The organism is Dyadobacter sp. CY323 (assembly GCF_021390245.1).
Taxonomy (GTDB): domain Bacteria; phylum Bacteroidota; class Bacteroidia; order Cytophagales; family Spirosomataceae; genus Dyadobacter.
In genome coordinates, this window is record NZ_JAJUXH010000019.1 from 97,403 (window position 1) to 122,649 (window position 25,247).

Sequence of the window (25,247 nt, forward strand, 5' to 3'; positions counted from 1 at the left end):
ACATAAATAACAAAGAGAGGCGACATCAGGTTAGCCTCTTTTTTTGTTACTTCACAACTTGCCTAAACAGGATTTAGCTTATTTAATACATGCAACATTCATTTCTTTACCTCCTCATTTGTCTGTTGATCGGCATAGCTGCCATCGTTTTACTGACTGCCCGGTACAAAGTCCACGCCTTTTTTGCGCTGATCATTTCCTGTTTTATTGTGGGTCTCGGCGTGCAATTACCCATTAATGAGGTGATTACGGCGACGAAAGACGGATTCGGGAACATCATGAAATCGTTGGGACTGCTTATCGTGCTTGGTACCACATTGGGCGTGATCCTGGAATATACCGGCAGTACCCGGGTAATGGCGAATTACATTCTGAAACAGGTAGGCGAGAAACGCGCGCCGATTGCCATGAGCGTGACCGGTTTCATTATTGGTTTGCCTATTTTTTGCGATTCGGGATACATTGTTTTGAGCGGGCTGAACCAGTCTCTGGCGCGGCGAACAGGTATTTCGGTGGCGGTAATGGCGGTTTCACTTGCTACGGGTTTGTATTCGGTGCATTGCCTCATTCCCCCGCATCCCGGCGCGGCAGCAGCGGCGGGCATTATCGGGGTGGATTTTGGTAAATTAATACTCATTGGGATCGTAGTTGCAATTCCCGCGGCCATTGTAGGTTATCTGTGGGCGAACTATGCCGGGAAGAAAAATCCGGTGATTATTGAGGAACATGTGGAAGAAAACGAGATTGCGGATCAGCCGTCGGTTTTGAAATCGTTTTTACCCGTTATCGTTCCTATTCTTCTTATCGGCCTGAAATCCTTTTTACTGGTTGAAAATGCGCCTTCGGAGGGGTGGCTGGGCATGATACTTTCGGTCGGTGATCCCGTGATCGCTTTGTCGATCGGCGTGTTACTCGCATTCAATGGCAGGAAAGTCTGGACGCGTGAAGCAGTGAGTACCTTGTTGCAGGATGCCGCTGAAAAAGCGGGAGGCATTCTCGTGATCATCGGCGCGGGCGGCGCTTTTGGGGCCGTTCTGGCGGCAACGAAGATCGGCGACCATTTGAGCGCATCGCTGGCACTCGGAAGTCTGGGAATCTTTTTTCCTTTCTTACTGACCTCCGTTTTAAAAACGGCCCAGGGGTCATCCACGGTGGCGATCATTACTGCTTCGTCCATTGTTCAGCCGCTGTTGCCAGCGCTCGGACTGGCTACCGGGAGCGGCCCATTGCTTTGTATTTTGTCGATGGGGGCCGGTTCGATGATGATCTCTCACGCCAATGACGCGTACTTCTGGGTGATCGCCAAGTTCTCCGGATTGGATATGAACACCATGTTGCGTGTTTATTCCATTTCCACGGTTTTAATGGGTTCCACGTCATTTCTGGTCGTATACATTTTGACAAAAATCCTAATGTAACGATATTTTCAAACAACTCTCCATCAACAAATTACCGATATGAATACGCAAAAATTAAAAGAAGACGCGCTCCATTATCATGCAAAAGGACGTCCGGGCAAGATAGAAGTAAAGCCCACGAAAGAGACATTGAATCAACGCGATCTGTCACTCGCATACTCTCCGGGTGTCGCCGAGCCTTGCCTGGAAATTGGTTTACACCCCGAGAAAGTATACGATTATACCACGAAAGGTAATCTGGTTGCCGTGATCACAAACGGGACAGCCGTTTTAGGTTTGGGCGATATCGGACCCTCGGCCTCGAAGCCGGTCATGGAAGGTAAGTGTCTGTTATTCAAGATCTACGCGGATATCGACGCATTCGACATTGAGCTCGATACCAAAGACATTGACCAGTTTGTACAGACGGTGCGAATTCTCCAACCGACTTTTGGGGCCGTTAATCTGGAAGATATTGCTGCGCCTGCCTGTTTTGAAATTGAGGAAAGGCTGCGGAAAGAGTTATCGATTCCCGTCATGCACGACGATCAGCATGGTACTGCCATTACCAGCGCAGCGGCTTTGCTGAATGCACTGGACATTTCGGGTAAGGATATTGAAAAGATAAAACTCGTTGTGAACGGGGCCGGCGCGGCTGCGATCGCCTGCATAGACCTCTATGTGGCGCTCGGGGTTAGCAAAGATCACATTACCGTTTTTGACAAAGATGGCTTGCTGCATCCGGGACGGGTTAATTTGGTTTCAAACCAATATAAATATGTAAAGGGTGATCTTCCCCTGGATTGGACGCTTGCTGATGCACTCGTCGGGGCGGATGTGTTTTTAGGTTTGTCGGTCGGAAATGTAGTGAGTAAGGAAATGGTTAAGTCGATGGCCGCCGACTGCATTGTATTCGCAATGGCCAATCCGAATCCCGAGATTACCTACGAGGACGCCGTGGAAGTACGTCCGGATATCATTATGGCAACCGGCCGGTCTGACTATCCGAACCAGGTGAATAATGTGTTGGGGTTTCCTTACATTTTCCGTGGAGCACTGGACGTGCGGGCCACCACCATCAACGAGGCAATGAAGCTGGCAGCCGTAAAAGCACTGGCCGGGTTAGCAAAGAAAACAGTCCCTGAAATTGTTAATATGACTTATGGGGAAACAAATCTGGCTTTTGGGCGAAAATACATTTTGCCAAAACCCACCGACCCGCGTTTACTGACAACCGTAGCGCCAGCCGTTGCGAGAGCAGCGATGGATAGTGGTGTAGCCAAAGCTTCCATTACCAATTGGGAAGAATACGATTTGAAGCTGACGAGCCGCATCGGACTGGATAACTCATTGATCCGGGGGATTATCAACCAGGCCAAGCATAAGCCGAAACGCGTTGTTTTCACGGACGGAGAAAATCTAACAGTGTTACGTGCTGTTCAGGAAGTGCTCGAACAAAAAATCGCGGTGCCTATTTTGTTGGGTAATGCAATTAAGATCAACCGCATCATTAAGGAACACAAGCTTACCATTGATAAGGTAACGATCATCGATCCTCGTTCCAGCAAGCAGGCTAAAAATGTGGAAGACTATGCCGGAGTTTTATATGAGAAACGTAAACGGAAAGGGCTGACCTTTTCTGATGCAAAAGGGTTGATCCTGCACCGCAATTATTACGGCGCTGTAATGGTTGAACTCGGAAAAGCAGATGTACTGATCTCGGGACTGACCCGCAACTATCCCCAAACTTTGCGCCCCGCATTACAGGTGATCGGCAGGCGGGAAGGGATTAACAAGATCATGGGGATGTACATTCTGATGAGCCGTTTTGGTCCGATTTTCCTCGCCGATACGACCGTCAATTTTAGTCCGACTGCCGAGGAACTGGTCGAGATTGCGGAGATGACGGCGATGGAAGTGAGGAAACTGAATGTGGAGCCGAAGATTGCATTTCTGTCTTACTCCACATTTGGAAGTGCGGAAGGAGAGGACGCGCTCAAAATGCAGAAGGCTGTAAAGATCCTCCGCGAAAAGCGGCCGGACCTGATCGTCGATGGTGAAATGCAGGCGCATTTACCATTCAATCTGAATTTGCTGAAAGAATCCTACCCATTTTCACCACTCGGAAAAACGGGAGCGAATACGCTGATCTTCCCGAACTTATCGGCTTCTAATATCGCTTATAACCTGCTGAAAGAAATCGCGCAGATCGAAAAAATTGGTCCGGTACTGATGGGGTTGAAAAAACCGATTCACGTATTGCAGCTGGGAAGTACGGTCAGGGAGATCTTTAATATGGTGGCGGTAGCCGTGGTGGACAGCAAAGAACAGCTTGATGATCTGGATTGATTGACAGCTAGAAAGTCACCTGATGTTCCTTGTTCTTTAAACGGACTTCAATGTCGGGATTGACTTCCAGAAGTGCTTTTATAAAGCTCATTTTGTTATTGGGTGAGATAATGACAGAATCGAACCGATTGTAAATGAGTTCGATACGGTCAAGAGAAAGTGCGGGAGAGCTTATGGGATTTTGGGTTTCGGAGATTTTTCTGATGGTTTCGATTGGCAGGGTCATGTTGAAGAGAAAGCCGGATTTAATTCTCAAAGTACTTCCTTCAATCTGGTAATAAGTGGTCAGGAACATGTGTCCGATAAAAATGCAGAGAAGGATAATGATGCCTGTCCCGGCCCAAACCCCTTTGTATGCCATAAAACTCCCGATGCCAATCAGCAGCACGGCTAATGGAATGAGTAATCCCCGTCCGATCTTAGATTTATAAATGGTCATGGTATTATGTTAGTTTTCCCGCATGTGCAGCCAGTATTTCATTAACAGGTCGAAAGGGACTGCATTCACAGTCAGCCTGGCGGGATTCACATTGCTGCTCATTCGAATTTCTAAAATACTGTTTTTTTGTTGTTAAAACTCAGACAACATGAAAAATCCAGTCTTGTTAATGCTGGCATTTGCATTAACTTTTTCTTCGGCAAGTGGCCAAATCAATTGGGGTGACTATTCTCAGAGTTTTCCCGGTGAAATCCAGGAGTCGCCGTCGGCTGTCGGACTGATTCTGGCCATTCGCAAAGAGAATAATGCATTTTGGAAGTTAAAGAATGATATTGAGCATTTTGTGTCGCTGACAAAAGATCCGGATTTCCGAAAGTCGCGGCCGTCTGAAATGGTAGCAAGGGTCACGTTCGATACTGCGCAAGCCCACTTTTTTCTGCATGGTGTAAATGAGCGAAACGCCCGCGAATATCAGTTTCACGTGACTGAATATCCCGGCAACCGGATCGTGGTACCCTGGGGAGAGATTCATGCATTTACCGATTCGACGGTGATCCAGCAATCCGGAATGCCACTAATGGCCTATCTGGGCGGATACCGAACAAAGCTGGGTTACACGCTGATCATGGATGTCAGAAAAGCAGATAGCAAACGGATTGTTGCTACTTCCATGGTTGGCTGGGAGCCGGTCAAGCCTGTGATTACCAGTATTTACACCTCAGCTACTTTGGATGCGTTTTTTCGGAATCTGCAATCCACGTGGATGCCCGACAAACAATCCACCGGAAGTTTCTCCTCCGATTTCACGGTGCCGTCAAGCAACACAAACCTGGTATTCAAACTCGAAGATGGGCAATTTGATAAAAAACAAATACAGTATGAGCTCATTCGAAACGAACGGGTTTACACGGCCTGGCGAAATAATGATTACGACAACAGTTTCGTATGGATCAAAGATTGCCCGCCAGGTGATTATGTCATTAAAATTCGATATTCCGCTCAGCCACACCATGTAACGGAATATCGGTTTAATGTCGAACCCCTTTGGTACCAGACCAGTTTGTTCCGCATTTCAGCGGGGATACTGGTGGCTATGTTGCTGGGATTATCACTGTTATTGATCCGGCAACGTCGAAAAGCCCGGCAGGAACAAATTGATAAAACCCGCATTCAACTCGAACTGCAGGTTGTTTATGCCCAGTTAAACCCTCATTTTATCTTCAATGCGCTTAGCTCGATCCAGGCGTTGATCAATAAACAGGATATTCAGGGAGCTAATAATTACTTGTCGGATTTTGCACGGCTGACCAGGAATTCGCTTCTTCACAGCCAGAAAAATGAAATTGCTTTGCAGGAAGAAATTCAGACATTAGACACCTATTTAAGGCTTGAAAAACTGCGGTTCGGGTTTGAATATACCATTGCCGTCGATCCTGAAATGAACATCTTTGAGACCGCCATACCTGCATTGCTTTTACAGCCGTTGGTTGAGAATGCTGTGAAACACGGTGTCGGATCACTGGGCGAAATGGGTAGGATCGGCCTGGAATTCAGTCGGTCCGGGGATGCGATGGTGGTGATTTTAACTGATAATGGCAAAGGTTTTGGGGAACAAAAACCAAGTCAGGGATTAGGATTGAAGCTAACCCGCGATCGCATTGCCTTGCTGAACCAACTCCATCAGGAATGGCGGATCACTCTGGAAATAAGTGATGTTATTCCAGCGGGGGCGCGGATTACCCTCACTTTTAATCAATGGTTTTAATGAAAACGCTGCTGATAGACGACGAGCAACCCAACCTGGACAACCTTCGGATCCTGTTGGAAACCTATTGTCCGCTCGTCGATATCGTTGGTACGGCCCGGAATACCGTGGCTGCTACAAGTTTGCTTTACAGCCTGCAACCCGATCTGGTCTTTTTAGATATTCAAATGCCTGAGCAAAATGGATTTGACTGGTTGCGCAGCCTGCCGGCCTGCCATTTTGAGGTGATCTTTGTGACGGCGTACGATCAGTATGCGATACAGGCGCTGCGGTTTTCGGCGGTGGATTACCTGTTGAAGCCGGTCGCCATCGGAGAATTACAAGCCGCTGTTGAGCGGGCGCATCGCCAGCGACTTTTAAAACAACAGAATGAACTGCTTCAGAATCTGATACAAACCTTAAAAGAAAGTCCCGCAAGAGATGAGCAGCGAATTGCATTACCGGCGGCGAAAGAAACACATTTTGTTAAAATCGGAGACATTGTCAGGTGTGAATCTTCGAACAATTACACGACATTTTACCTGACGAACGGGGAGGTGTTGATCATTTGTAAACCCATATTTTTCTATAACGAGTTGCTCGAACCTTATGGTTTTGTGCGGTGCCATCAATCTCATCTGGTAAATAAAATGTTTATCAAAAGCTGGAAAAAAGAATTCGGCGACTTTCTTTTATTGACAAATGGATCGGAAGTGCCAATATCCAGAAGTAAAAGGGATGAGTTGAAGAAAAAGATCATGTAGGTTTCTCAATCACCTGATCCTGGCTGAAGTAACGACAAAGGGTACCGGAGTAATATTCATTACTTCCAGCTGCGGGGAGGTCAAAAAGTAACCGGTCACATAAATAGCGAGACTGTCTTGCATAAATTCTCTTGCCAGATTGCAACTGCCCCAGGCCATCGTGCCGGAAGCCATGAGCTGACTGCCGGTAATGAGACCTCCTGAAAGTCGTACTGTTACAGGTGCGTCAACTACCGTCTCCGCCCGGCGAACATTGGCATAGGAATAACAGGTAGAAACAACGGGATCCATCTTGTCCTCCCGGCAGCTTTCGAGGAACAGTATCAGGGTTATTAAAAGTAAATAACGCATGAAAAGGTGGTTTAAACTTCATTGACCCTGTTTTGCGAGATAAGGTTGGAAGCTTCTTTTTTTATTCGGAACTCGACTCTACTTTTAGCATTATTTCAAAAAATGCATGTATGAAGTCTCTTTTGGCCCCTTTGTGTTCCTGCTTCTTCCTGATTTTTCCTGCCGCCGCTACCCTGGCGCAGTCGGGAAACGGTTCTTCTCCACTGGTTTTATGGTACGACAGTCCAGCCACGGAATGGATGACCCAGGCCCTGCCGATTGGGAACGGGCATGTGGGTACCATGTTTTTTGGCGGCGTGGATGAAGAGCGGCTTCAATTCTCGGAAGGCAGTCTTTGGGCCGGCGGCAAGAATGCAAATGCATCGTATGATTTTGGATTGAAGAAAGGTGCAGGGCGGCATCTTGTAAAAGTTCGGGAACTGCTGGCTGCGGGCAAGACGAATGAAGCATTTGAGCTCGCCAAAAAAGAAATGACCGGTGCCATTCACGAAAAGAAAGAGCATGAACCTTCCAGTGATTTCGGGGCGCAGCAGCCAGCCGGTGATCTGTATGTGCGCGTATCGCACAACGGTGCCATTCAGAATTACAGAAGGGAGCTGAATATTTCCGATGCCGTAGGAAAAGTGAGCTACGATGCAGGCGGCAGTCATTTTGAGCGGACGTTCTTTGGCAATTATCCGTCCAAAGTCATGGTCTATCAATTCAAATCCTCTACTCCGGAAACCTATTCGGTGAGATTCACATCTCCGCATAAAAAGGATTATGAGCAGTTTGAGAAAAACCAGTACACCTTCGGGGGAAGCCTGAAAGACAATCACCAGGAATTTGAAACGGTGTATCGCGTTGATACAGATGGTAAAACCACATTTAAAGATGGTATTCTGACCATATCAAATGCACGGTCGGTGGTGCTCATTCATACCATTGCTACCGACTACGTCATGCAATTCCCGACATATAAAGGAAATGATTACAAAAAGGCCAATCGTGCGACCATGCTGAAAGTGGCTGGAAAGCGTTTTGATGCACTTTATGCCGAGCAGCAAAAGGATTACCACGCACTTTTCGACCGCGTATCTCTCCGGCTGGGTAAAGAAACGGTCAAGAACCTGCCGACGAACGAAAGACAAAAACGGTATTCACAAGGTCAGCCTGACGCCGGACTGGAAGAATTGTATTTCCAATATGGCCGCTATCTGATGATCTCTTCGACCCGCCCGGGTACGATGCCCATGAGCTTGCAAGGAAAATGGAACGACAGTACCAACCCGCCATGGACCAACGATTATCACACCAACATCAATATCCAAATGCTATACTGGCCTGCCGAGGTGACCAACCTGGCGGAATGCCATTTGCCGTTAATGGATTTTACCAAATCCGTCGTCGAGCCGGGCAAGCTGGCGGCAAAGGAATTTTTTAATGCAAAAGGCTGGGTTGTAAATACGATGCTGAATGCCTACGGTTACACTTCGCCGGGCTGGGATTTGCCCTGGGGATTCTTTCCGGGCGGTGCGGCCTGGCTCTCCCAGCATTTGTGGGAGCATTATGCATTTACCAATGATAAAACTTTCCTAAAAAACACGGGGTATCCCGTCATGAAGGAAGCCGCCATTTTCTGGATGGATTACCTCACGGACGACGGCTCGGGGCATCTGGTATCGTCGCCGTCGTTCTCACCCGAGCACGGAGGCATTTCCACCGGCGCGACCATGGATCACGAAATTGCCTGGGATATCCTGAACAATACTGCCGAAGCGGCGACTGTACTGGGTATAGACCGTGATTTTGCGCAAAAAGCTGCGAAAACACGCGACAAGATCCTGCCTTTGCAGATCGGCAGGTGGAAACAGCTGCAGGAGTGGCGGGAAGATGTGGACGACTCTACGAATCACCACCGGCACGTATCGCATCTTTTTGCACTGCATCCGGGAAAGCAAATCTCCATTACTAAAACACCGGCTGAGGCAGAAGCTGCAAAAATCAGCTTGAATGCGCGCGGCGATGACGGGACAGGATGGTCGCTGGCCTGGAAGGTCAACTTTTGGGCACGTTTGCAAGACGGTAACCGTGCGCACAAACTATTTAAAAGTGTTTTGAGGCCCGTGGCTAGTCAGGGTACAAATATGTCGGATGGGGGAGGCTCTTATGCCAACCTGCTATGCGCCCATCCTCCTTTTCAGCTCGATGGTAATATGGGTTCCACCGCGGGCGTTGCCGAAATGCTGCTACAGTCTCAAACCGGAGTAATCGAATTGCTGCCTGCATTACCCGACGCCTGGCCGGCCGGCGAAGTGAAAGGATTGAAAGCCAGAGGAAACGTCACCGTGGATGAAATCTGGGAAAATGGAATGCTGAAGTCGGTTTCACTCATTTCTCCGCAGGCGCAGAAAAGGACGTTGAAATACGGCGGCAAGACTACTGAGATCAGCCTGACCGCCAACGTCCGGAAAACGATTCTCCCAGGTAATTTTTAACGAGCGTCTGGCGCGATAACAGTTCTGCATACTTGCCGCCATGCCCGACAAATCAATCATGTAACCGAATAATCACTTTTTTATTCAATGAGTGCAACGGATAGTTACATTCTTTGTGTCCTGAACTTTTAGTAAGTCACCGGCAATATCGTTCCGTAAATACGAACGATCTGCTACAAAGCTAAAAATACCGCCACTATGAATGTGATTGCCTTTTTATCTGGAGTACTATTGCTATGTATGCCTATTTTCCGTCAGGATTTTTTTGTGAGGCACCCCACCATTTTCCCGCTTTATTTTTGCCTGTTCCCGATCGGCCTGACTATCTTGCTCTGGTCAGTTTCCAATAAGCGCATGATCCGCTTTGCTGTGCTACTGATTATTTGTATTGTGATCGAGGTGGGGTTAGTGGGTAGTGTGGCGTATATGGCTAGTTATCAGCGTTATAAGCCGCTGCCTGAAAATTACTATTACTGGGTGCTGGGGCAGTATGGCTACTTCAAAAACACGACCAACTTTAATGAGGACCTGTCGCGTTACGATTCCTCACTTACCTATCGCTTTCGGCCGAATATTACGGGCAGGTTTGATAATCCTGAGTTCGATGTAGAAGTGAAAACAAATTCACTTGGTGTACGCGATGATGAAGCCAGCCTGAAAGATCCGCACATTGTTGTTTTAGGCGATTCCCACGGAATGGGGTGGGGTGTGGAAAAAGACGAGCGGTTTTCAGAGTCGGTAGAACAACGGCTCCATGTTAATGTCCTGAACACGGCCATTACCTCGTATGGCACGCATCGTGAAACGAAATTGCTCGACCAAATCGATCTGGATTCCTGTAAATTGCTCATTATCCAGTATTGTGAAAACGATCTGGAAGAAAACAAGACCAATTTGCCAGTGCCTCAAAAGTCATCTACTGATGCATTTGGCTTTGAGATTGCGGCGAAACAAAATACCATCAACACCACGTATTTTCCATTTAAAGGTATTTTTCTAGGCGTTCGCTGGCTAATCACCTCGGGAGTGACAAGTGCCTTTCAGCCAATTCCGAATGCTTCCGCCAGGCAGGTTACAGCCCCTGCGGTGTTCAAGCCGGAACATGCCGAGGCTTTCTTTCCCTATCTCAGCCGGATCCGCAAGAAATACAAAGGGCCGATTGTCGTTTTCGACCTGGGCATTTACAATCACCCGATTGTTAAGGAATTTCAGGCTTATCAAGCCCTGCATCCCGCCGACGGGCTCCATTTCGTCAATGTGCACCCATTGTTAAGCCGGCAGGATTACTTCACCATCGATGACCACATCAATGCCCGTGGCCACGCCAAAATAGGCGCGGCCCTGGCAGAGTACGTTCAGGAAAAGGGCTGGCTTTAATTAGTCATTGCGCTAGTAGCTATGGCAATGGTGCATGGCGAATTTTCAATCACCTCCCAATCTCTAGTGACATACCGTTGTCACGATGCCCGCTTTCTTTGTTGTTATTTTGGAAATGGCTGCATTCTAGATACGTTGAAAATCAGGTATCTGATTTCGCAAAGTGCGGCGGCTTTGCAGTTATGTGCTATTTTTAGAGAAGTTTCACAGGCAAATAAGATGGAAAAAGAGATAAAAACGTTTTGTCCGGCTAATAAGCAGGAGTGGCGAGAATGGTTGGAAAAAAACCATGACAAGGAACAGTCCGTCTGGCTGATTTACTACAAAAAAAAGGCGAATGCCGACAGGCTGACATGGAGTGATTCCGTCGATGAAGCGCTTTGTTTCGGATGGATCGACAGCCTCGCCAGGCCACTGGATGAAGACAGGTATCTTCAGTTTTTCGGCAGGAGAAAACCCAAAAGTGCCTGGTCGCGCATTAACAAAGAAAAAGTCCAGAGGCTGATCGACGAGGGATTGATGAGGCAAGCCGGTCTCGATAGCATTGAAACTGCAAAACAAAATGGCTCATGGACGATACTTGACGAGGTAGAAGAGTTGATCATACCCGGCGATCTTGAAAAAGCATTTGACAAAAATCCCGAAGCCAAAAGTCATTTCTTAGGTCTGAGCAGGTCAATGAAACGGCTTCATTTACAACAGCTTGTATTCGCCAAACGGCCGGAGACCCGACAGAAACGCATTGCCGAAATCCTAGCACTTCCCGATCATAAAAAGCCGGAAGTCAATCGGCCTTAACCGTGGCAGGCGCTTTGGTTGCACGCATCAGAAAACCGTTTCGACCTGATGAGTCGTGCAGCACTTTATATTAGTGTCAGGAAAACCGGTTGCGGGCATCGAATGCCAGGCCCAGCCCGACGCTCGAAAGCTTGTTTTCTTCCGACCATTCTGCGGCTGGAAACAATCGCCTGAACTGCTCCTGAATGAGCGGGATTTCGGTCGAGCCGCCCGTCATAATCACCAGACTGATTGCATCAGAGCCAATACCTGCCGCCTGCAGACATTCACGCGCCGCATGTACGATGCGTTCTGTTTTCGTATTAATCGCCGCATTAAAATCCTCACGTGCCACATCGATCACCAGGTCTTCGTCGATGAAATCGAGCGCGGCCGCGTAGTTGTCGCTGCTCGCCAGTCCGATCTTGATCTTTTCCGTTTCGGCGAGTACCGCGTGACCTCTTTCTTGTTCGAGGACGCTGATTAATCTTCCATATTTTAATGGATCGTGCGTTTCACGAAGCAATTGTTTGGCTTGAAACAGGATCTTATTGGTGTAAAGAAAGTTCACTTTGCTCCATTCGGAAAGATCAAAATAGTGGTAGGAGGGTACCTCGAGATTTTTGGCCCCATATCTGGAACGAAAACCCAGTTCCGGCATCATCTCCGCAAGGCTCAGATCTTTATCGAAGTCATTCCCACCGAGGCGGACACCGGTATTGGCGAGGATATCGCTGGTCCGGTCTTGTTTTTTTGCATTCTCACCGGACAGCCGGATAATCGTGAAGTCAGAAGTTCCTCCGCCGAGATCTACTACAATCGCCAGTTTCTCTCCCGTTACCCTCGCCTCATGGGCGAATGCGGCGGCAATGGGCTCAAATTGAAAACCGACATGCTCAAAACCCAGTTTCTTAGCGACCAGCATCAGTTCATGCTCTGCCCGCTGATCGGCCGCCGGGTCGTTATCCACAAAATGGACCGGCCTTCCCATGACCACATGCCGCAGCTCCGTCCCGCAGTCGGCTTCCGCCTTGCGTTTCATCTGATCCAGAAAAGCGGCAATGATCTGATCGAATTTCATGAATTCACCATTGACCATCGTGCCCTGACGCATCACCGGAGTTCCCAGTACGCGTTTCAGGCTTCGCATTAATCTTCCCGGTTGTCTGGCCAGGAAACGCTCCGTCGCTTCGCGGCCAAAAAATGCATGGTTGTCTTTCCGGGCAAAAAACATCGCGCTGGGAATAGTCGTATGATTGTTTTCGACCGGAACTAAAAACACATTGTCTTGATTCGCTACGGCCAGACTGGAATTGGATGTGCCGAAATCGATGCCGCAAAAAACTGGATTGTTCATTCATTGGAAAATTGGGCGCGCAATTTCTGATTATTTGCCGGGCATTGCAAATGCATGTGCGAATATCCCGGATCCGGTCCTGCCCAAACTTACCTGACTTTTTCTTAGTTTAGCCCGCTGGGACAGGCAATTTACGCTGCGGACCAGCTGCTTAAAATCTACTTATGAATGCATTAAAAACGATTGATTTCAGGCTGTTTGTCGTCTACACGGTCGCCAGGAAGCTAAGCTTTACAAAAGCTGCGCTCGAACTGAATATCACGCAGCCGGCCGTTACCAAGCATGTGCGAGAAATGGAACAGCAGCTCGACTGCCGGCTTTTCAGCAGAAAAGGAAACTCGATCGGCCTGACTGCCCAGGGGACTTTGTTTATGCAGTATGCAGCGAAGATCATCCAGCTCTCGCGGGAAATGGAGTCCGAAATTACCCAGGTGAACCACATTCACGGCGGTACGATCCGCATCGGCGCGAGTACCACCGTCGCTCAGACGATCCTTCCGAAACTGCTGGCTCTTTTCAAAAAAAGCTACCCGAACCTGTCATTTACATTCGTTCAGGGAAATACCGACCTTATAACCAAACATATACTTGACGAGACGGTCGACATTGCGATCGTGGAGGGGGCGGGACACGATCCGCAGATCAGTTATGCACCTTTTACCAGAGACGAACTTGTGCTGGTGACACGGTCGAGGGGTATGTATGCGAAATGGGAGGAGATCAGCCTGAAACAGCTCAGTACGATTCCATTGGTTTTGCGGGAGGCAGGTTCAGGAACGCTTGATGTGCTCAGAAAGGCAATTTCAAAAGCAGGGCTGGCTTTCAGCGATCTGACTGTTGAGATAGAACTGGAAAGCAGCATCGCGATCAAGGAGTATCTTCTCCATTCGGAAACCGCTGCTTTTTTATCCGTGCAGTCAGTGGTTAATGAATTGAAATACAATGAGCTGACCATTATTGACGTAAAAGGTCTTGAAATATACCGCGATTTCCAGTTCATCCATCTTCATGGAAAAAGCACTTCGCTCAGCGAGCTTTTCATGCGTTTCTGTAAAAATCATTATAACATATAGTTATATGAGATAACTATTTATGATTGGTGAAAGATCGCTGGATATTGCACTTTTGTACTTGAAAACAAAGGACATATTTAGCCATCTGACATGATTAACACAGACATATGCATTATTGGGGCGGGGCCCGTTGGGCTCTTTGCCGTTTTTGAAGCCGGACTACTGAAAATGCGCTGCCATCTGGTGGATGCATTGCCACAGGTAGGCGGCCAGCTCTCAGAAATTTATCCTCAAAAACCGATATACGACATTCCGGGGTTTCCTTCCATTCAGGCCCAGCAACTGGTTGATAACCTGATGGAACAGATCGCGCCATTCAAACCAGGCTTCACACTCGGCGAGCGCGTGGAGCATATTGACCGTATGGAAAATGGTGATTTTATTGTCCAAACGCATGAACAAACGAGCATTCAGGCCAAAGTAATTGTCATTGCCGGCGGACTCGGTTGTTTCGAGCCGCGCAAACCGGCAATCAATGGCCTGGAAGCATTTGAAGGAAAGGGAGTATCTTATTTTGTGAAAAATCCGGAAGCATTTCGTAACCGCAGGGTCGTATTGTCTGGTGGGGGCGACTCTGCCCTGGACTGGGCTATTTTCCTCGCGCCGGTAGCCTCGGAACTGACACTCGTGCACCGCGGAGAAACGTTCAGGGGCGCACCCGACTCGGCTGAAAAGGTGGTTGAGCTGGCGCACCAGGGGAAAATCCGGCTTTTGCTCGAATCGCAGATCACCGATGTGGCTGGGAATGGGCATTTGCAATCGCTTTCTGTTTCTACCAAAAACCAGGGTAATCTCCTGCTCGAGGCAGACCATCTCATTCCATTATTCGGGCTCACTCCCAAGCTTGGGCCTATCGCCAACTGGGGCCTGGCGCTGGATAAATCGGCGATCGAGGTGAATGTAGACGATTATGCGACCTCGGTACCAGGCATTTATGCGATCGGGGACATTAACACGTACACGGGCAAGCTCAAACTGATCCTTTCGGGGTTTCATGAAGCTGCGTTGATGGCCCAGAGCGCATTCAAATATGTGTACCCGCAACAGAAACTTAGTTTTAAATACACCACTGTAAATGGCGTAAATGCTTTTTAAGATGATACAACTGACTGTAATCGACCGGGAAGGTCACGAGAAGGAGTTGGAAGTGGCGGAAGCGGAGAATGAAAACCTGATGGAAACGCTGAAAGGTTTCGATTACGATATGCGTGCCACGTGCGGCGGTTTGGCACTTTGCGCCGACTGCCATTGCCTGATCCTCAAAGGCCAGGACCAGCTCAGTGATCCCCAGGATGAAGAATTAATGACATTGGAAACCAGACCCGACGCGCAGAACAACAGCCGTTTGGCCTGCCAATTAAAAATGAACTACAAACTCGATGGCGTCCTGCTGCAGTTGACCAACTACGCAAATTGAGTTTAAAAAGTCTGTTGAAAAACGGAATGATAAGTACAGAAAGTAAAATGCCGGACATTTTTAGTGCCCGGCATTTTTGTTAAACAAAGGTTTTATTCAAATCAATGCTTCGCCCACCACAGCGGCGTAAGCGTACCGTCCGCACTTCCAAGGAAGCCTACCGCCTGGTCATAACCTCTTGCATTGCTCGCAGGCAGGCTTGAAGGGTATTTCAGACGTTGCGGGAAGAACTTGATATTGGACGTCAGGTAATTGCTGCTGTTAAGTGCAGGCATGTTTACCAACGGATTTTCGACTGCCGGGTTTTCAAAGAATGGCAGACCCAATCTCCGGTGATCGCTCCACGCTTCCAACGGCAACCACGGTGTTTGTGCGATGAATTTCTGTGTGATGATTTTTGTAAGCAAATCATTTTTCACAGCACCCGCCTTATACAGGTTGTTTACCGGATACGTTTTGGTCACGGTACCATCCACATTTGTATAGCCATCTTTGTATTTCATGACATAGGTAGCAGGTGGTTCGGCGACATGAGCCCAGCTAACCGATGTACCAACCCGGTTGTAGGCAGTGGAGGCTTTGTACTGAGTAGCGAAACTGCTCACGCCCCAGTATGCAAAATTTGCGTCGATACCCGCTTCATAAGCAGCTTGTCCGCTCATTGGTACTGTCCAGCCTCTCACAGCTCCTTCGGCTAAAAGGAAGTACGTTTCCCATGGAGCGAAGTAAATACGCTTGCTTTTACTGTTACGGAACTGCTGGCCGTGACGTGGAATGGCGCCATTGAAGTTATAGATATTGTTCTTAGCACCTTTTGGTCCCCAGTCACCATTGGCCGGAGCATTCCAGGTATACTTGGCATTAAGCGTTTTAACAGTAGCACCTGCGGCATCAACCAATGTGCGTTCGGTCGTTTTCGCGGTGTTATCCCAGGAAGGATATGCGTTGAAATCGGAGTTGTCCACTTCACCCGGAATAATGTAAGTTTTGTAGGCGCGGGGGTCTATCGTATTTGGCAGACCATCAAACCAGTAACCTGCCGACGGATCATTCGTCATCGTGGTGAAATGGTTTTCGAATTTAAGCCCCATATAATCCTGTGGTTTGACAGAAGGAAGAAGTGCTGCTTTCACCTGATCAGCCGATTTGATGCCGCCCAGTCCAAGATACAGGTTGTTGATCGTGGCCGAGATCGGGAAGTAGTTCCATTCGCGGCTCATGACGCCAGTCAATGCATCCCACCCTTCTTTTTCTGCCACCTGAAATGTCTCATCCGCAAGAGTAAGTAACGGAAGTTTTGCGGCTGCTTCGAACTCCGCTTTTGCTTTTGCCGGATCCACTTCTGAAAGGCGCATAGCAAGTCTCAGACGCATCGAGTTGGCGTATTTCTGCCATTTCGCGTAATTAAAACCATAGGCCTGGTCATACTTTGATATCTCAGAACTGGTCACTCCCAGGTTTAGTTTTGAGGAAGCATCCTTCAATTCATCGAGCAGGTAATAATACACCGTTTTCTCATCCGAAAACTCCGGATTGGTTCCCTCAAATCCATTAATGGGAATAGGGCCGAAGTTGTCGGTCAGTTCGCTCAGAAGATACACTCTCCAGATACGCGCCACCTGTAGCAAGTTGGCGGTATATGGCTTGATGTTACCGGCAGCAATCTGTTTTTCAGCCACCTGAACGGCTGCATAAATGCTGTTCAGCCACCCACCTATGTAACCGCTTCCGTAGTAATCGCTGGACCAGCCGTCGTTATAGCCGCCGGTAGAGATCCCGCCGCCGGCTTGCTGGCGACCCGCTGTTTTCCAGTATAATACAAATATCCGTTCGGCGATGTGAGGGTCCATTTGGTTCCCGATAATGGAGCCGTTGATGAAGTACTCCACCTGTACCTGAGATTCGGTAGCGAGGTAGGGGTCCGCGTTTATCTCGTCAAAATCGTTGCAGGCTGTTGTGAACAACATCAGCGCCGCGGCGGGCATAAGTGCCCTTTTTAAAAATGCTTTCATAGTATTAAATGTCTTTTTAACCTGATTGATGATTTAGAATCCCAGGGTAAGTGAGAAAAGGAATGAGCGCATGGTCGGGAATGCCCCGTTTTCGAAACCAACGGCATTGGTACCGGTTGCGAAAACAGATTCCGGGTCAATGCCATTCAGGTGACTTTTGATCATCCATACATTGTTGGCCGATGCGCTGATTTTAGCTTTCTGGAATGTTTTGCCTAAAAGTTTTTTTGGAAGACTGTAGCTCACCATGACATTTCTCAGACGAACGTTGGTAGCATCAAAAATATACGCTTCCCCCACACCCAGGTTGTTCAGGGTAGATACCGTGCTCCAGTATTGCTGCTGGGTAACAGGTTCGGTATTTGGTGCAGGTGCACCGCCTTCTCCTAACACAACGCCATCCACAACGAATTCAGGTCTTTCTCCACCCGGAGCAGTAATTGCCGCGGTACCAGCCGACTGCAGACCTACATTGGAAGCTGAGAATATTTCACCGCCCAGGCGCGCGTCGATCAGGAACGACAAACCAATTCCCTGGTAAGAGAAGTTGTTGGAGATGCCGAGAAGTCCTTTTGCTTGTTGGTTACCAAGTTTTGTGATGGTCGCGTCGCGTTGCGGAAGACCGTCTGCATTCAATAGCATTTTACCAAAGTACGGGCTGGCCTCGTCTTTTACGCGCAGGAATTTGGTTCCGTAAATGTCACCGTACAATCCGTCGGTAGTAGCTCTGATGAACAAGTCGTCAAACGCTCCTAGCTGATATTCGTTCACGCCCATATCTTTGGCGATGTCGATGATCTTGTTCTCGTTTTTAGAAAAGTTGGCAGTTACATTCCAGTTTACGGAGGTTGGTTTTGTCAGGATAGCAAGGTCAGCCATGATCTCGATCCCTTTGTTCTGGATATTTCCGGCGTTCACCTTCATGCTCGAATAACCGCTCATCGGATCCATTGGAATGTCGATCAGCTGGCGGGTTGCATTGGATTTGTACCAGGTAAAATCAACGCGCAGCCTGTTGTTAAGAAATTTCAGTTCCGCTCCAAGTTCCAGGTTTTTGATCAGCTCGCTTTTCACATTACGGTCTTTCAGAAGCGATTGTCTCACCGCAATGGTATTGCTCAAAGGATCTTTTGAAATGTTGTATCCATTGTACAATTGATATGGCGCAAGGTCATTTCCAACGGTAGCATAAGATCCGCGCAGTTTGGCATAATTAAACCACAATGGCAGACTGGTTCCCATCTTGTCCAGCATGTCTGAGAAAACATAGGAAAGACTGTACGACGGGTAGAAATACGAACGGTTCTCTTCAATGAGCGCCGACGACCAGTCGTTACGTGCCGTTACGTCAAGAAATATCCAGCCGCCATAATTCAGGCCTAATGAACCGTAAATTGAATTGATTTTTTTACGGCTATATCCCGGCCAAACCGACGGTGCGCCTGCAGCATTGGTTGGAGTAAACAAGTTAGGGACTTCCAAAGCGCCGGTGTTTACCGTAAGCGAGCTGTATTTTTGTTGCATCAGGTTACCTCCGAAAGTGAAAGTACCTCCGAACAAGCCGATCACTTCGTCTTTCCGGGCTGTGATCAAACCACTGTAGTTGGTTTCGCTGAAAGTTTGCTTGCCCATGGAATACGAATTCGAAAGTGGGCCGCCCGCATACGTTTTGCTTTCGGTGTTGGTGGTGTACAAGTCACCGCCGGCCTTCACCTCAGCATCCAGCCAGTCGGTAAATGCGTATTTCAACGATCCGTTCATGATGAAACGGTTCCGCGAGTCATTGTTGAGGTTGTATCTGCTCAACCAATATGGGTTGGACTGCGGGCCAGGTGCGCCAGGATACCATAGCATTTTACCAAATTGGTTGGTAGCGGCACTGAAATCGGTAACATCAAGACTTCTTGGCAACATATATAATACGAATACGCTGCTGTTGTCCCGGCCATTGATCGGCCTGTTGAAGCCCGATGTATTGTTGTAAGACATTTTCACATCGCTCGTCCAGCGGCTGTCCTGCCCGAAGTGGGTTGTTGCCTTGGAAGTAAAGTTGACGCGTTTCAGTTTATTTCCAGGGATGATACTTCTGTCTTCCAGGTAGTTTAGCGATGCAAAAACAGCGGTTGAACCATACTGTTGCTGCAAGCCCAGGCTGTAATTCTGGCTTGAACCTTTCCGCAGAAAATTGTCTACGTTATTATGAATGTTCATCGTGGACTGTGTACTATCCCACTTGGTGATGCTCTGTCCCGTTGCTTTTGGGCCCCAGCTGGTGGTGCTCATCGCATTGTAAATGCCTTCGGTGCCTTGTCCGAATGAATTCTGAAGTTCAGGTTTGATGAAAATACTTTCTGTTCCAAGTGTTGTGGAGAATGTAATGCCAAGTCCTGGTTGCTTGCGTCCGGATTTTGTCGTGATCAGGATTACTCCGTTTCCAGCGCGTGAACCATATAATGCAGCGGCAGACGGCCCTTTCAGCACACTCATCGTTTCGATGTCTTCGGCGCTGATGTCCCCGAGCCCGTTACCGAGGTCAAGTCCGGCTCCCCAATACCCGTTTTCGGTCGTACCGGTGAAGTTGTCGATCGGAATACCGTCCACCACAATGAGCGGTTGATTGCTTCCGGTGAGCGATGTATTTCCACGCAATACAATCTTGGAAGATCCACCGGCCCCGTTGCTCGACCGAACTACCTGCAGACCTGCAACCTTTCCAGTGAATGCATTGGCGAGGTTGGTTTCTTTGGCGTCCGATAATGCCGAGCCGGAGATTTCCTGGATCGCGTACCCCAGCGATTTTTTCTGACGCTGGATACCAAGAGCTGTAACCACCACTTCTGACAGCGCCGTGGCGTCTTCTACCAGGGTGATATCAAAGAACGTTTTGTTACCTACTTCAACATCCTGCTTCACATATCCGATGTAGGAAAAGCTAAGCACTGTGCCCGGACCGGCACTCGCGATACTGAATTTGCCTTCCGAGTCCGTGGTGGTCCCGGTTTTTGCTCCCTTAATTACTACGGTAACTCCCGGGAGTGGAGGGTTCCCTGCTCCGCCAGTTACTTTTCCGGAAATCTGAGTCTGTGCATAGACTCCAGAAAAGCTCAGCAGTAGCAGCAAGCTTAATACATGTGTTCTCATAAAGTTAAATTGGTATGGTAAAACAAGGGATAAACTGATAATGAAAAGGAATACGCGATCTGAAAGATTAATATGAGTGGTTAAATGTATTTTATTCCGATCGATGACAAATTTAATAATACAAATAACTTAATATCGATAGTATTCAAAATTATATACTGATTATAGGTTAATTAATAAAATAAAATTCTAATTGACTGGATTGGCACAAAAATAGGAAATAGGCAGCAGATCAGGAGGATACAAATGTTACATTGTACCGTATCAAAAGTTACCTGAATGCATTTCGGGTATATAAATACCTCTTTTCCGCCGAAGAGGGCTAGACCATATTTTTCTTTCGTGTGAGGTAGGAGGAGGGCAGCTCTCCGAACTCTTCCCGGAACTGTTTCGCGAAATATTTGGGGTTATTGAAGCCGACCTGATAGGCTACCTCGGAAATCGTAAGCTGGCTTTGTTCCAGAAGACGGGCCGCACGCTCCATCCGGATCGAGCGGATAAATTCGACGGGGGTTTTACCCGAAATGGAATTCAGCTTCCGGTAAAGATGGATCCGGCTCATGCCCACTTCCCGGCTGAGCGCTTCCACCGAAAAATCGGGATTGCTGATATTCTCCTCCACAATGGCGATCACCTGCCTTACCAGACTCTCGTCCCTGCTGCTGATGGCAATATCTCGTCCCTTGATGGCGATCTGCTGGCTGAACGTTTTGCGGGCCGTTTCCTGCTGTTTCAGAATGTTGGAAAGCCGGTATTGCAGAATTTCGAAGTTGAATGGCTTTTCAATATAATCATGGATGCCAAGTTCGTAACCTTCCAGGTGCTGCGCGGGAGAAGTGCTCGCCGTCAGAAGTACCAGCGGGATGTGTAGGGTCCGTTCATCGTTTTTCAGCCTTCGTACCAGTTCTATCCCATTCATTTCGGGCATGGTAACATCCGTTACGATCAGGTCTGGAATGAAGTTGACCGCCTGTTCCCAGCCTTCCGATCCGTTTTTTGCTTCGATGATGTTGTAAAGTTCTTTGAGATTGTCTTTGAGGTAAAAAAGGAAATCGTCGTTGTCCTCAACCAAAAGCAATACCGGCAATCCATTGTCAAGCTGGACGGGTTCGGGTGCCATCGGTATTGCGGGTGAAAAAGTCCTGTTAAAGTTATTGGCAGGTGATCCGGCAGGCGTAGCAACGGTAACGTCGGTTTTTTGAACAGGTAACCGAACCAGGAAACTGCTTCCTGCGCCTGGTTCGCTATCGACTGTAATCGTTCCTCCGTGAAGGTGTACGAATTCCTTGGTGATCGAAAGTCCGATACCGCTCCCCTGATTCAGCAAGCCGGCTGGCAGGTCGTTCTGGAAAAAACTTTCGAAGATCTTCTCTTTTTTATCCTGTGGGATTCCAATGCCGGTATCGCTGACTTTGATTTCCAGCCATGACTGGTTGACGCTTCCCCCGGGCGTCGTCGCGTAGTTTGCTTCCACGCTCACTATTCCATTTTCGGGGGTGAATTTGAATGCATTTGACAAGAGGTTAAAGAGAATTTTTTCCAGTTTATCCTGATCAAAAGACGCGTGAAGACGATCCAGGTCTGAATGGAAAGTTAAAGCGATCTGCTTTTTGACCGAGATGTCCGTAAATGAAGAAACGGCCTCATTCACGAAGTGGATCATGTCGCCTTCCGTAGGGTTGAACTTAATCCCGCTGACTTCCAGCTTACGGAAATCCAGCAGCTGATTGACGAGGTTCAGCAGCCTTTTCGCATTCCGCTGCATCAGTTGCATCTGGGTATACTGCGGAGAATCCGGACTTTCTTTGAGGATCTTTTCGAGGGGTGAAAGGATGAGTGTGAGCGGGGTTCTGAACTCATGGCTCATATTGGTAAAAAAACGGATCTTCACATCGTTTATTTCCCGTAACCTCCTCGATTCAATGCGTTCCTGCTCGATCAGATACTTTTCCCGCTCCTTATTCCGGATCATCCTGCCGGCCAGATACAGCGAAAGAATGAACAGCGCTACGTAAATTATTTTGGCAGGAGTGGAATTCCACCAGGGTGGAAGGATCTCGATCTGCAGCGTGGTTTCCACATCGTTCCAGCCGCCGTTTTCATCGGAGGCTTTTATCCTGAACAGATAATTGCCGGCATCCAGATTGGTGTATGCCGCCGTTCGTGAAGTGGACGATGCGCGTACCCAGTCGTCGTTAAAACCCTCTAATTTGTACAGGTAGTTGATTTTTTGCGGATGAAAAAAATTGAGTACCGTAAATTCCAGCGCGAAAATATCAGCCCGATGCGGCAGTACGATCTTTTTGGTTTCCGAGATGGCTTTTGAAAGTACCACCCGACCGTCCCCCGTTTTATCACCTACATTCATCTTTTTGTTAAAAATCGAGAGTGAGGATAAGATGACATTCCGGAAGGTAGCTTTGGGAGGGATTTGTTCAGGCCGGAACACGTTGTACCCTTTGGCACCTCCAAAAAACAACTCTCCGTCACGCGTTTTAAGTGCGGTATTTTCGTTGAACTCGGATCCCTGTAACCCATCGCTTTCGTCATAATTGATAAACTGCACGTGCAGCCCCCCGGGCTTTTCAGATAATTGCGCACGGGCGAGTCCGTATGGAGTGGCGATCCAAAGATCCCCCGCATTGTCTTCCACCACAGAAAGGATCGAGTTGTGAGGCAGACCTTCCGCTTGTCTGAAAATCCGAAACTGTTTTTTTACCGGGTCAAACAGGTTTAACCCATCCTGCGTACCGACCCATATCCGCTTTTTTGAATCCTGTAAAATTACATGCACAATGTCGTTGCTAATGGATCCCGGATCATTCGGGCTATGATGGTAATTGACGAATTTGCCCGCTTTCGGGTCACGTATGTCAACTCCGAAGGAAGTTCCGAGCCACAAATTTCCCCGATGGTCCTCGGTAATTTCACTTACATAAGCATCGTGCACCGAATTGGGCGCTTTGGCCGGGTAATGCGTAAACTTTCCCGTTTTCCGGTCGAATAGTTCCAGCCCGCCGTTCAGCGTACCGACCCAGAAATTCCCTCCCGAATCTTCCCTGATTTCCCAAACACTACGGTCCGACAAGCTGCCCGGTTCAGAAGGGTCGTGACGGTAGGTAGTAAACTTTGTCCCGTCGAACGAGCTCAGGCCGCCGAAATAGGTTCCAATCCAAAGCGTTTTTCGCTTGTCCAGATAAAGACTGATGATCACATTGCTGCCGACGGTATTCGGGTCGGACGGATCGTTCAGATATTGTTTGTAGGTATTTTTTTGTCGGTCGTAATAAATGAGTCCGCCGCCATTGGAACCCATCCATATATTTCCTTTCTCATCTTCCACAAACCGGTTGAGGTCGTTGTATGGAAGACTTGCCCGGTCGGCACGTTTGTGTTTAAAAAGCGGAAACCGGAAGATGTCTTCGTGGTAATAATTCACACCATCTTTATAGGTCCCCAGCCAGATCACGCCCATTGGATCTTTATAAATGGCATTGAATGTGTTCTGACTGATCGCATTCTTGTCATCATCATCCGGCAGAATGTAGGTGATCGTTTTTTTGTTTTTATCAAGAAGGTTAATGCCCCCGTGATCCACCCCTATCCATATTCTCCCCTGATTATCCTGCACTACGCCTTGAATGATGTCGGAATTGAGGCGGGGGCTGCCGCTTTCTTTACTATAAAATGAAAAGGAACGGTCAGACGGTTTTAAACGGTAGATACCCAGATTTTCCCGTATTGCGTAAAGCCACAGCTCACCGTCGGAGTCAGCGGTAATGCCGTAGTTGAGCAACCTGTTTTTATGTTTTTTAGCAAGATAGTCCGATCGCCATTTTACTTTAAAACTCAGCGGATCGACCTGATCAACCGTTCCGTTTTGATGTATGATCCACAGGTTTCCATCGGTGGTATGAGTAATTGCCGAAACATCATTGCTGGAAATCGTACTCGGGTCTGCGGGGGAATGCTTTAAATGGATGGTTTTGCGGCCGGAGTAAATGAACAAGCCGTTATTCTCCTGAGCAAACAGAAAGTTCTTGTATTTGTCTTTATAAATAGTGCGGATAAAGCCTGGTGGAATGCCCCATTTTTTCAATTCAGGGCCCGCATTGATCGAGATTTTTTCTGTAATAGGGTCATATACGCTGTTTGCTGTACCTGAGCCGATCCAAATCTTTCCTTCGGGGCCTTCCCACAAACTGCGGATGTTGTTGCTTCGTAATGTGGCGCTGTCGCTGGGGTCGCCTTTAAAAACCTTGAAGTTGTAGCCGTCGTACCGGTTCAGGCCCGAATTTGTACCTACCCACATAAATCCCTTACTATCAAGAAGAAAGCAAGTGGGGTGATTGTTTGACAATCCGGATTTTATATCCAGTTTGAGAAAACGGAATTGCCCGGATTGCCCCAGGGCGAAACCTGAAACGAAGTACAGGCCTGTGATCAGAAGTAATTCTTTGAGGAGACGCAACATGCTTAACTTTACCTAAAGTCAATTTACGTTTTTTTTCGAAAATCGCCCTGGAAAACAAAAACCGGAGAATCAGCCAATTGCTGATCCTCCGGATGGAT

16 protein-coding genes are annotated in these 25,247 nt (G+C 48.0%); 10 read left to right on the forward strand and 6 right to left on the reverse strand.

The window, feature by feature from the left end:
• The first annotated feature begins 89 nt into the window (after positions 1-89).
• Entirely contained in the window at positions 90-1,418 is a 1,329-nt protein-coding gene (locus LZG72_RS22815) for a GntP family permease (RefSeq protein ID WP_233877442.1), read from the forward strand.
• Positions 1,419-1,457: 39 nt separating this feature from the next.
• The gene (locus LZG72_RS22820) at positions 1,458-3,746 is read left to right on the forward strand and encodes an NADP-dependent malic enzyme (RefSeq protein WP_233877443.1); all 2,289 of its coding nucleotides are present in this window, start codon (positions 1,458-1,460) and stop codon (positions 3,744-3,746) included.
• Between the two features lie 7 nt (positions 3,747-3,753).
• On the opposite strand, the gene LZG72_RS22825 is transcribed toward LZG72_RS22820, so the two are convergent.
• A complete protein-coding gene (locus LZG72_RS22825) occupies positions 3,754-4,185 on the reverse strand; it encodes a PH domain-containing protein (RefSeq protein ID WP_233877444.1) in 432 nt (143 codons plus the stop codon).
• A gap of 148 nt (positions 4,186-4,333) precedes the next feature.
• Here LZG72_RS22825 and LZG72_RS22830 point away from each other — a divergent pair, with 148 nt between their 5' ends.
• On the forward strand, positions 4,334-5,950 hold the full coding sequence (locus LZG72_RS22830) for a sensor histidine kinase (protein ID WP_233877445.1): 1,617 nt from the start codon (positions 4,334-4,336) through the stop codon (positions 5,948-5,950).
• Positions 5,950-6,693, forward strand: a complete 744-nt coding sequence (locus LZG72_RS22835; protein ID WP_233877446.1) for a LytTR family DNA-binding domain-containing protein — start codon at positions 5,950-5,952, stop codon at positions 6,691-6,693. Before LZG72_RS22830 ends, LZG72_RS22835 begins: the two co-directional genes overlap by 1 nt.
• A 9-nt stretch (positions 6,694-6,702) precedes the next feature.
• Here the strand turns inward: LZG72_RS22835 and LZG72_RS22840 are convergent, their stop codons facing one another.
• Complete coding sequence (locus LZG72_RS22840; protein ID WP_233877447.1) at positions 6,703-7,044, reverse strand: hypothetical protein; 342 nt, start codon at positions 7,042-7,044, stop codon at positions 6,703-6,705.
• Positions 7,045-7,154: 110 nt separating this feature from the next.
• Here LZG72_RS22840 and LZG72_RS22845 point away from each other — a divergent pair, with 110 nt between their 5' ends.
• The 3 genes from LZG72_RS22845 (at position 7,155) to LZG72_RS22855 (ending at position 11,696) form a co-directional block, all read left to right on the forward strand.
• Complete coding sequence (locus tag LZG72_RS22845) at positions 7,155-9,521, forward strand: glycosyl hydrolase family 95 catalytic domain-containing protein (RefSeq protein WP_233877448.1); 2,367 nt, start codon at positions 7,155-7,157, stop codon at positions 9,519-9,521.
• Between the two features lie 240 nt (positions 9,522-9,761).
• Complete coding sequence (locus LZG72_RS22850; protein WP_233877449.1) at positions 9,762-10,898, forward strand: hypothetical protein; 1,137 nt, start codon at positions 9,762-9,764, stop codon at positions 10,896-10,898.
• Positions 10,899-11,117: 219 nt separating this feature from the next.
• Positions 11,118-11,696, forward strand: a complete 579-nt coding sequence (locus tag LZG72_RS22855; RefSeq protein WP_233877450.1) for a YdeI family protein — start codon at positions 11,118-11,120, stop codon at positions 11,694-11,696.
• 76 nt (positions 11,697-11,772) lie between these two features.
• On the opposite strand, the gene LZG72_RS22860 is transcribed toward LZG72_RS22855, so the two are convergent.
• Entirely contained in the window at positions 11,773-13,032 is a 1,260-nt protein-coding gene (locus LZG72_RS22860; protein WP_233877451.1) for an Hsp70 family protein, read from the reverse strand.
• 164 nt (positions 13,033-13,196) lie between these two features.
• Between LZG72_RS22860 and LZG72_RS22865 the strand changes: the two genes are divergently transcribed.
• The 3 genes from LZG72_RS22865 to LZG72_RS22875 all read left to right on the forward strand — a co-directional run bounded on the left by LZG72_RS22865 (position 13,197) and on the right by LZG72_RS22875 (position 15,522).
• Complete coding sequence (locus LZG72_RS22865; RefSeq protein ID WP_233877452.1) at positions 13,197-14,105, forward strand: LysR family transcriptional regulator; 909 nt, start codon at positions 13,197-13,199, stop codon at positions 14,103-14,105.
• 90 nt (positions 14,106-14,195) lie between these two features.
• Positions 14,196-15,200, forward strand: coding sequence for an NAD(P)/FAD-dependent oxidoreductase (locus tag LZG72_RS22870; protein ID WP_233877453.1), 1,005 nt, complete (start codon positions 14,196-14,198; stop codon positions 15,198-15,200).
• A gap of 1 nt (position 15,201) precedes the next feature.
• Positions 15,202-15,522: a 2Fe-2S iron-sulfur cluster-binding protein gene (locus tag LZG72_RS22875; protein ID WP_233877454.1), complete on the forward strand. Its 321-nt coding sequence runs from the start codon at positions 15,202-15,204 to the stop codon at positions 15,520-15,522.
• A gap of 101 nt (positions 15,523-15,623) precedes the next feature.
• Here LZG72_RS22875 and LZG72_RS22880 read toward each other — a convergent pair whose 3' ends face one another.
• From LZG72_RS22880 to LZG72_RS22890, 3 genes are all read right to left on the reverse strand, one after another.
• The gene (locus LZG72_RS22880; RefSeq protein ID WP_233877455.1) at positions 15,624-17,534 is read right to left on the reverse strand and encodes a SusD/RagB family nutrient-binding outer membrane lipoprotein; all 1,911 of its coding nucleotides are present in this window, start codon (positions 17,532-17,534) and stop codon (positions 15,624-15,626) included.
• A 33-nt stretch (positions 17,535-17,567) separates the two neighbouring features.
• The gene (locus LZG72_RS22885) at positions 17,568-20,675 is read right to left on the reverse strand and encodes a SusC/RagA family TonB-linked outer membrane protein (protein WP_233877456.1); all 3,108 of its coding nucleotides are present in this window, start codon (positions 20,673-20,675) and stop codon (positions 17,568-17,570) included.
• 322 nt (positions 20,676-20,997) lie between these two features.
• A complete protein-coding gene (locus LZG72_RS22890; RefSeq protein WP_233877457.1) occupies positions 20,998-25,149 on the reverse strand; it encodes a hybrid sensor histidine kinase/response regulator transcription factor in 4,152 nt (1,383 codons plus the stop codon).
• Positions 25,150-25,247: the final 98 nt, after the last annotated feature.

Bases quoted from the DNA above. Each gene is read 5' to 3' on its own strand.
- LZG72_RS22815 (WP_233877442.1), top strand. From the start codon at position 90: ATGCAACATTCATTTCTTTACCTCCTCATTTGTCTGTTGATCGGCATA.
- LZG72_RS22820 (WP_233877443.1), top strand. From the start codon at position 1,458: ATGAATACGCAAAAATTAAAAGAAGACGCGCTCCATTATCATGCAAAA.
- LZG72_RS22825 (WP_233877444.1), bottom strand. From the start codon at position 4,185: ATGACCATTTATAAATCTAAGATCGGACGGGGATTACTCATTCCATTA.
- LZG72_RS22830 (WP_233877445.1), top strand. From the start codon at position 4,334: ATGAAAAATCCAGTCTTGTTAATGCTGGCATTTGCATTAACTTTTTCT.
- LZG72_RS22835 (WP_233877446.1), top strand. From the start codon at position 5,950: ATGAAAACGCTGCTGATAGACGACGAGCAACCCAACCTGGACAACCTT.
- LZG72_RS22840 (WP_233877447.1), bottom strand. From the start codon at position 7,044: ATGCGTTATTTACTTTTAATAACCCTGATACTGTTCCTCGAAAGCTGC.
- LZG72_RS22845 (WP_233877448.1), top strand. From the start codon at position 7,155: ATGAAGTCTCTTTTGGCCCCTTTGTGTTCCTGCTTCTTCCTGATTTTT.
- LZG72_RS22850 (WP_233877449.1), top strand. From the start codon at position 9,762: ATGCCTATTTTCCGTCAGGATTTTTTTGTGAGGCACCCCACCATTTTC.
- LZG72_RS22855 (WP_233877450.1), top strand. From the start codon at position 11,118: ATGGAAAAAGAGATAAAAACGTTTTGTCCGGCTAATAAGCAGGAGTGG.
- LZG72_RS22860 (WP_233877451.1), bottom strand. From the start codon at position 13,032: ATGAACAATCCAGTTTTTTGCGGCATCGATTTCGGCACATCCAATTCC.
- LZG72_RS22865 (WP_233877452.1), top strand. From the start codon at position 13,197: ATGAATGCATTAAAAACGATTGATTTCAGGCTGTTTGTCGTCTACACG.
- LZG72_RS22870 (WP_233877453.1), top strand. From the start codon at position 14,196: ATGATTAACACAGACATATGCATTATTGGGGCGGGGCCCGTTGGGCTC.
- LZG72_RS22875 (WP_233877454.1), top strand. From the start codon at position 15,202: ATGATACAACTGACTGTAATCGACCGGGAAGGTCACGAGAAGGAGTTG.
- LZG72_RS22880 (WP_233877455.1), bottom strand. From the start codon at position 17,534: ATGAAAGCATTTTTAAAAAGGGCACTTATGCCCGCCGCGGCGCTGATG.
- LZG72_RS22885 (WP_233877456.1), bottom strand. From the start codon at position 20,675: ATGAGAACACATGTATTAAGCTTGCTGCTACTGCTGAGCTTTTCTGGA.
- LZG72_RS22890 (WP_233877457.1), bottom strand. From the start codon at position 25,149: ATGTTGCGTCTCCTCAAAGAATTACTTCTGATCACAGGCCTGTACTTC.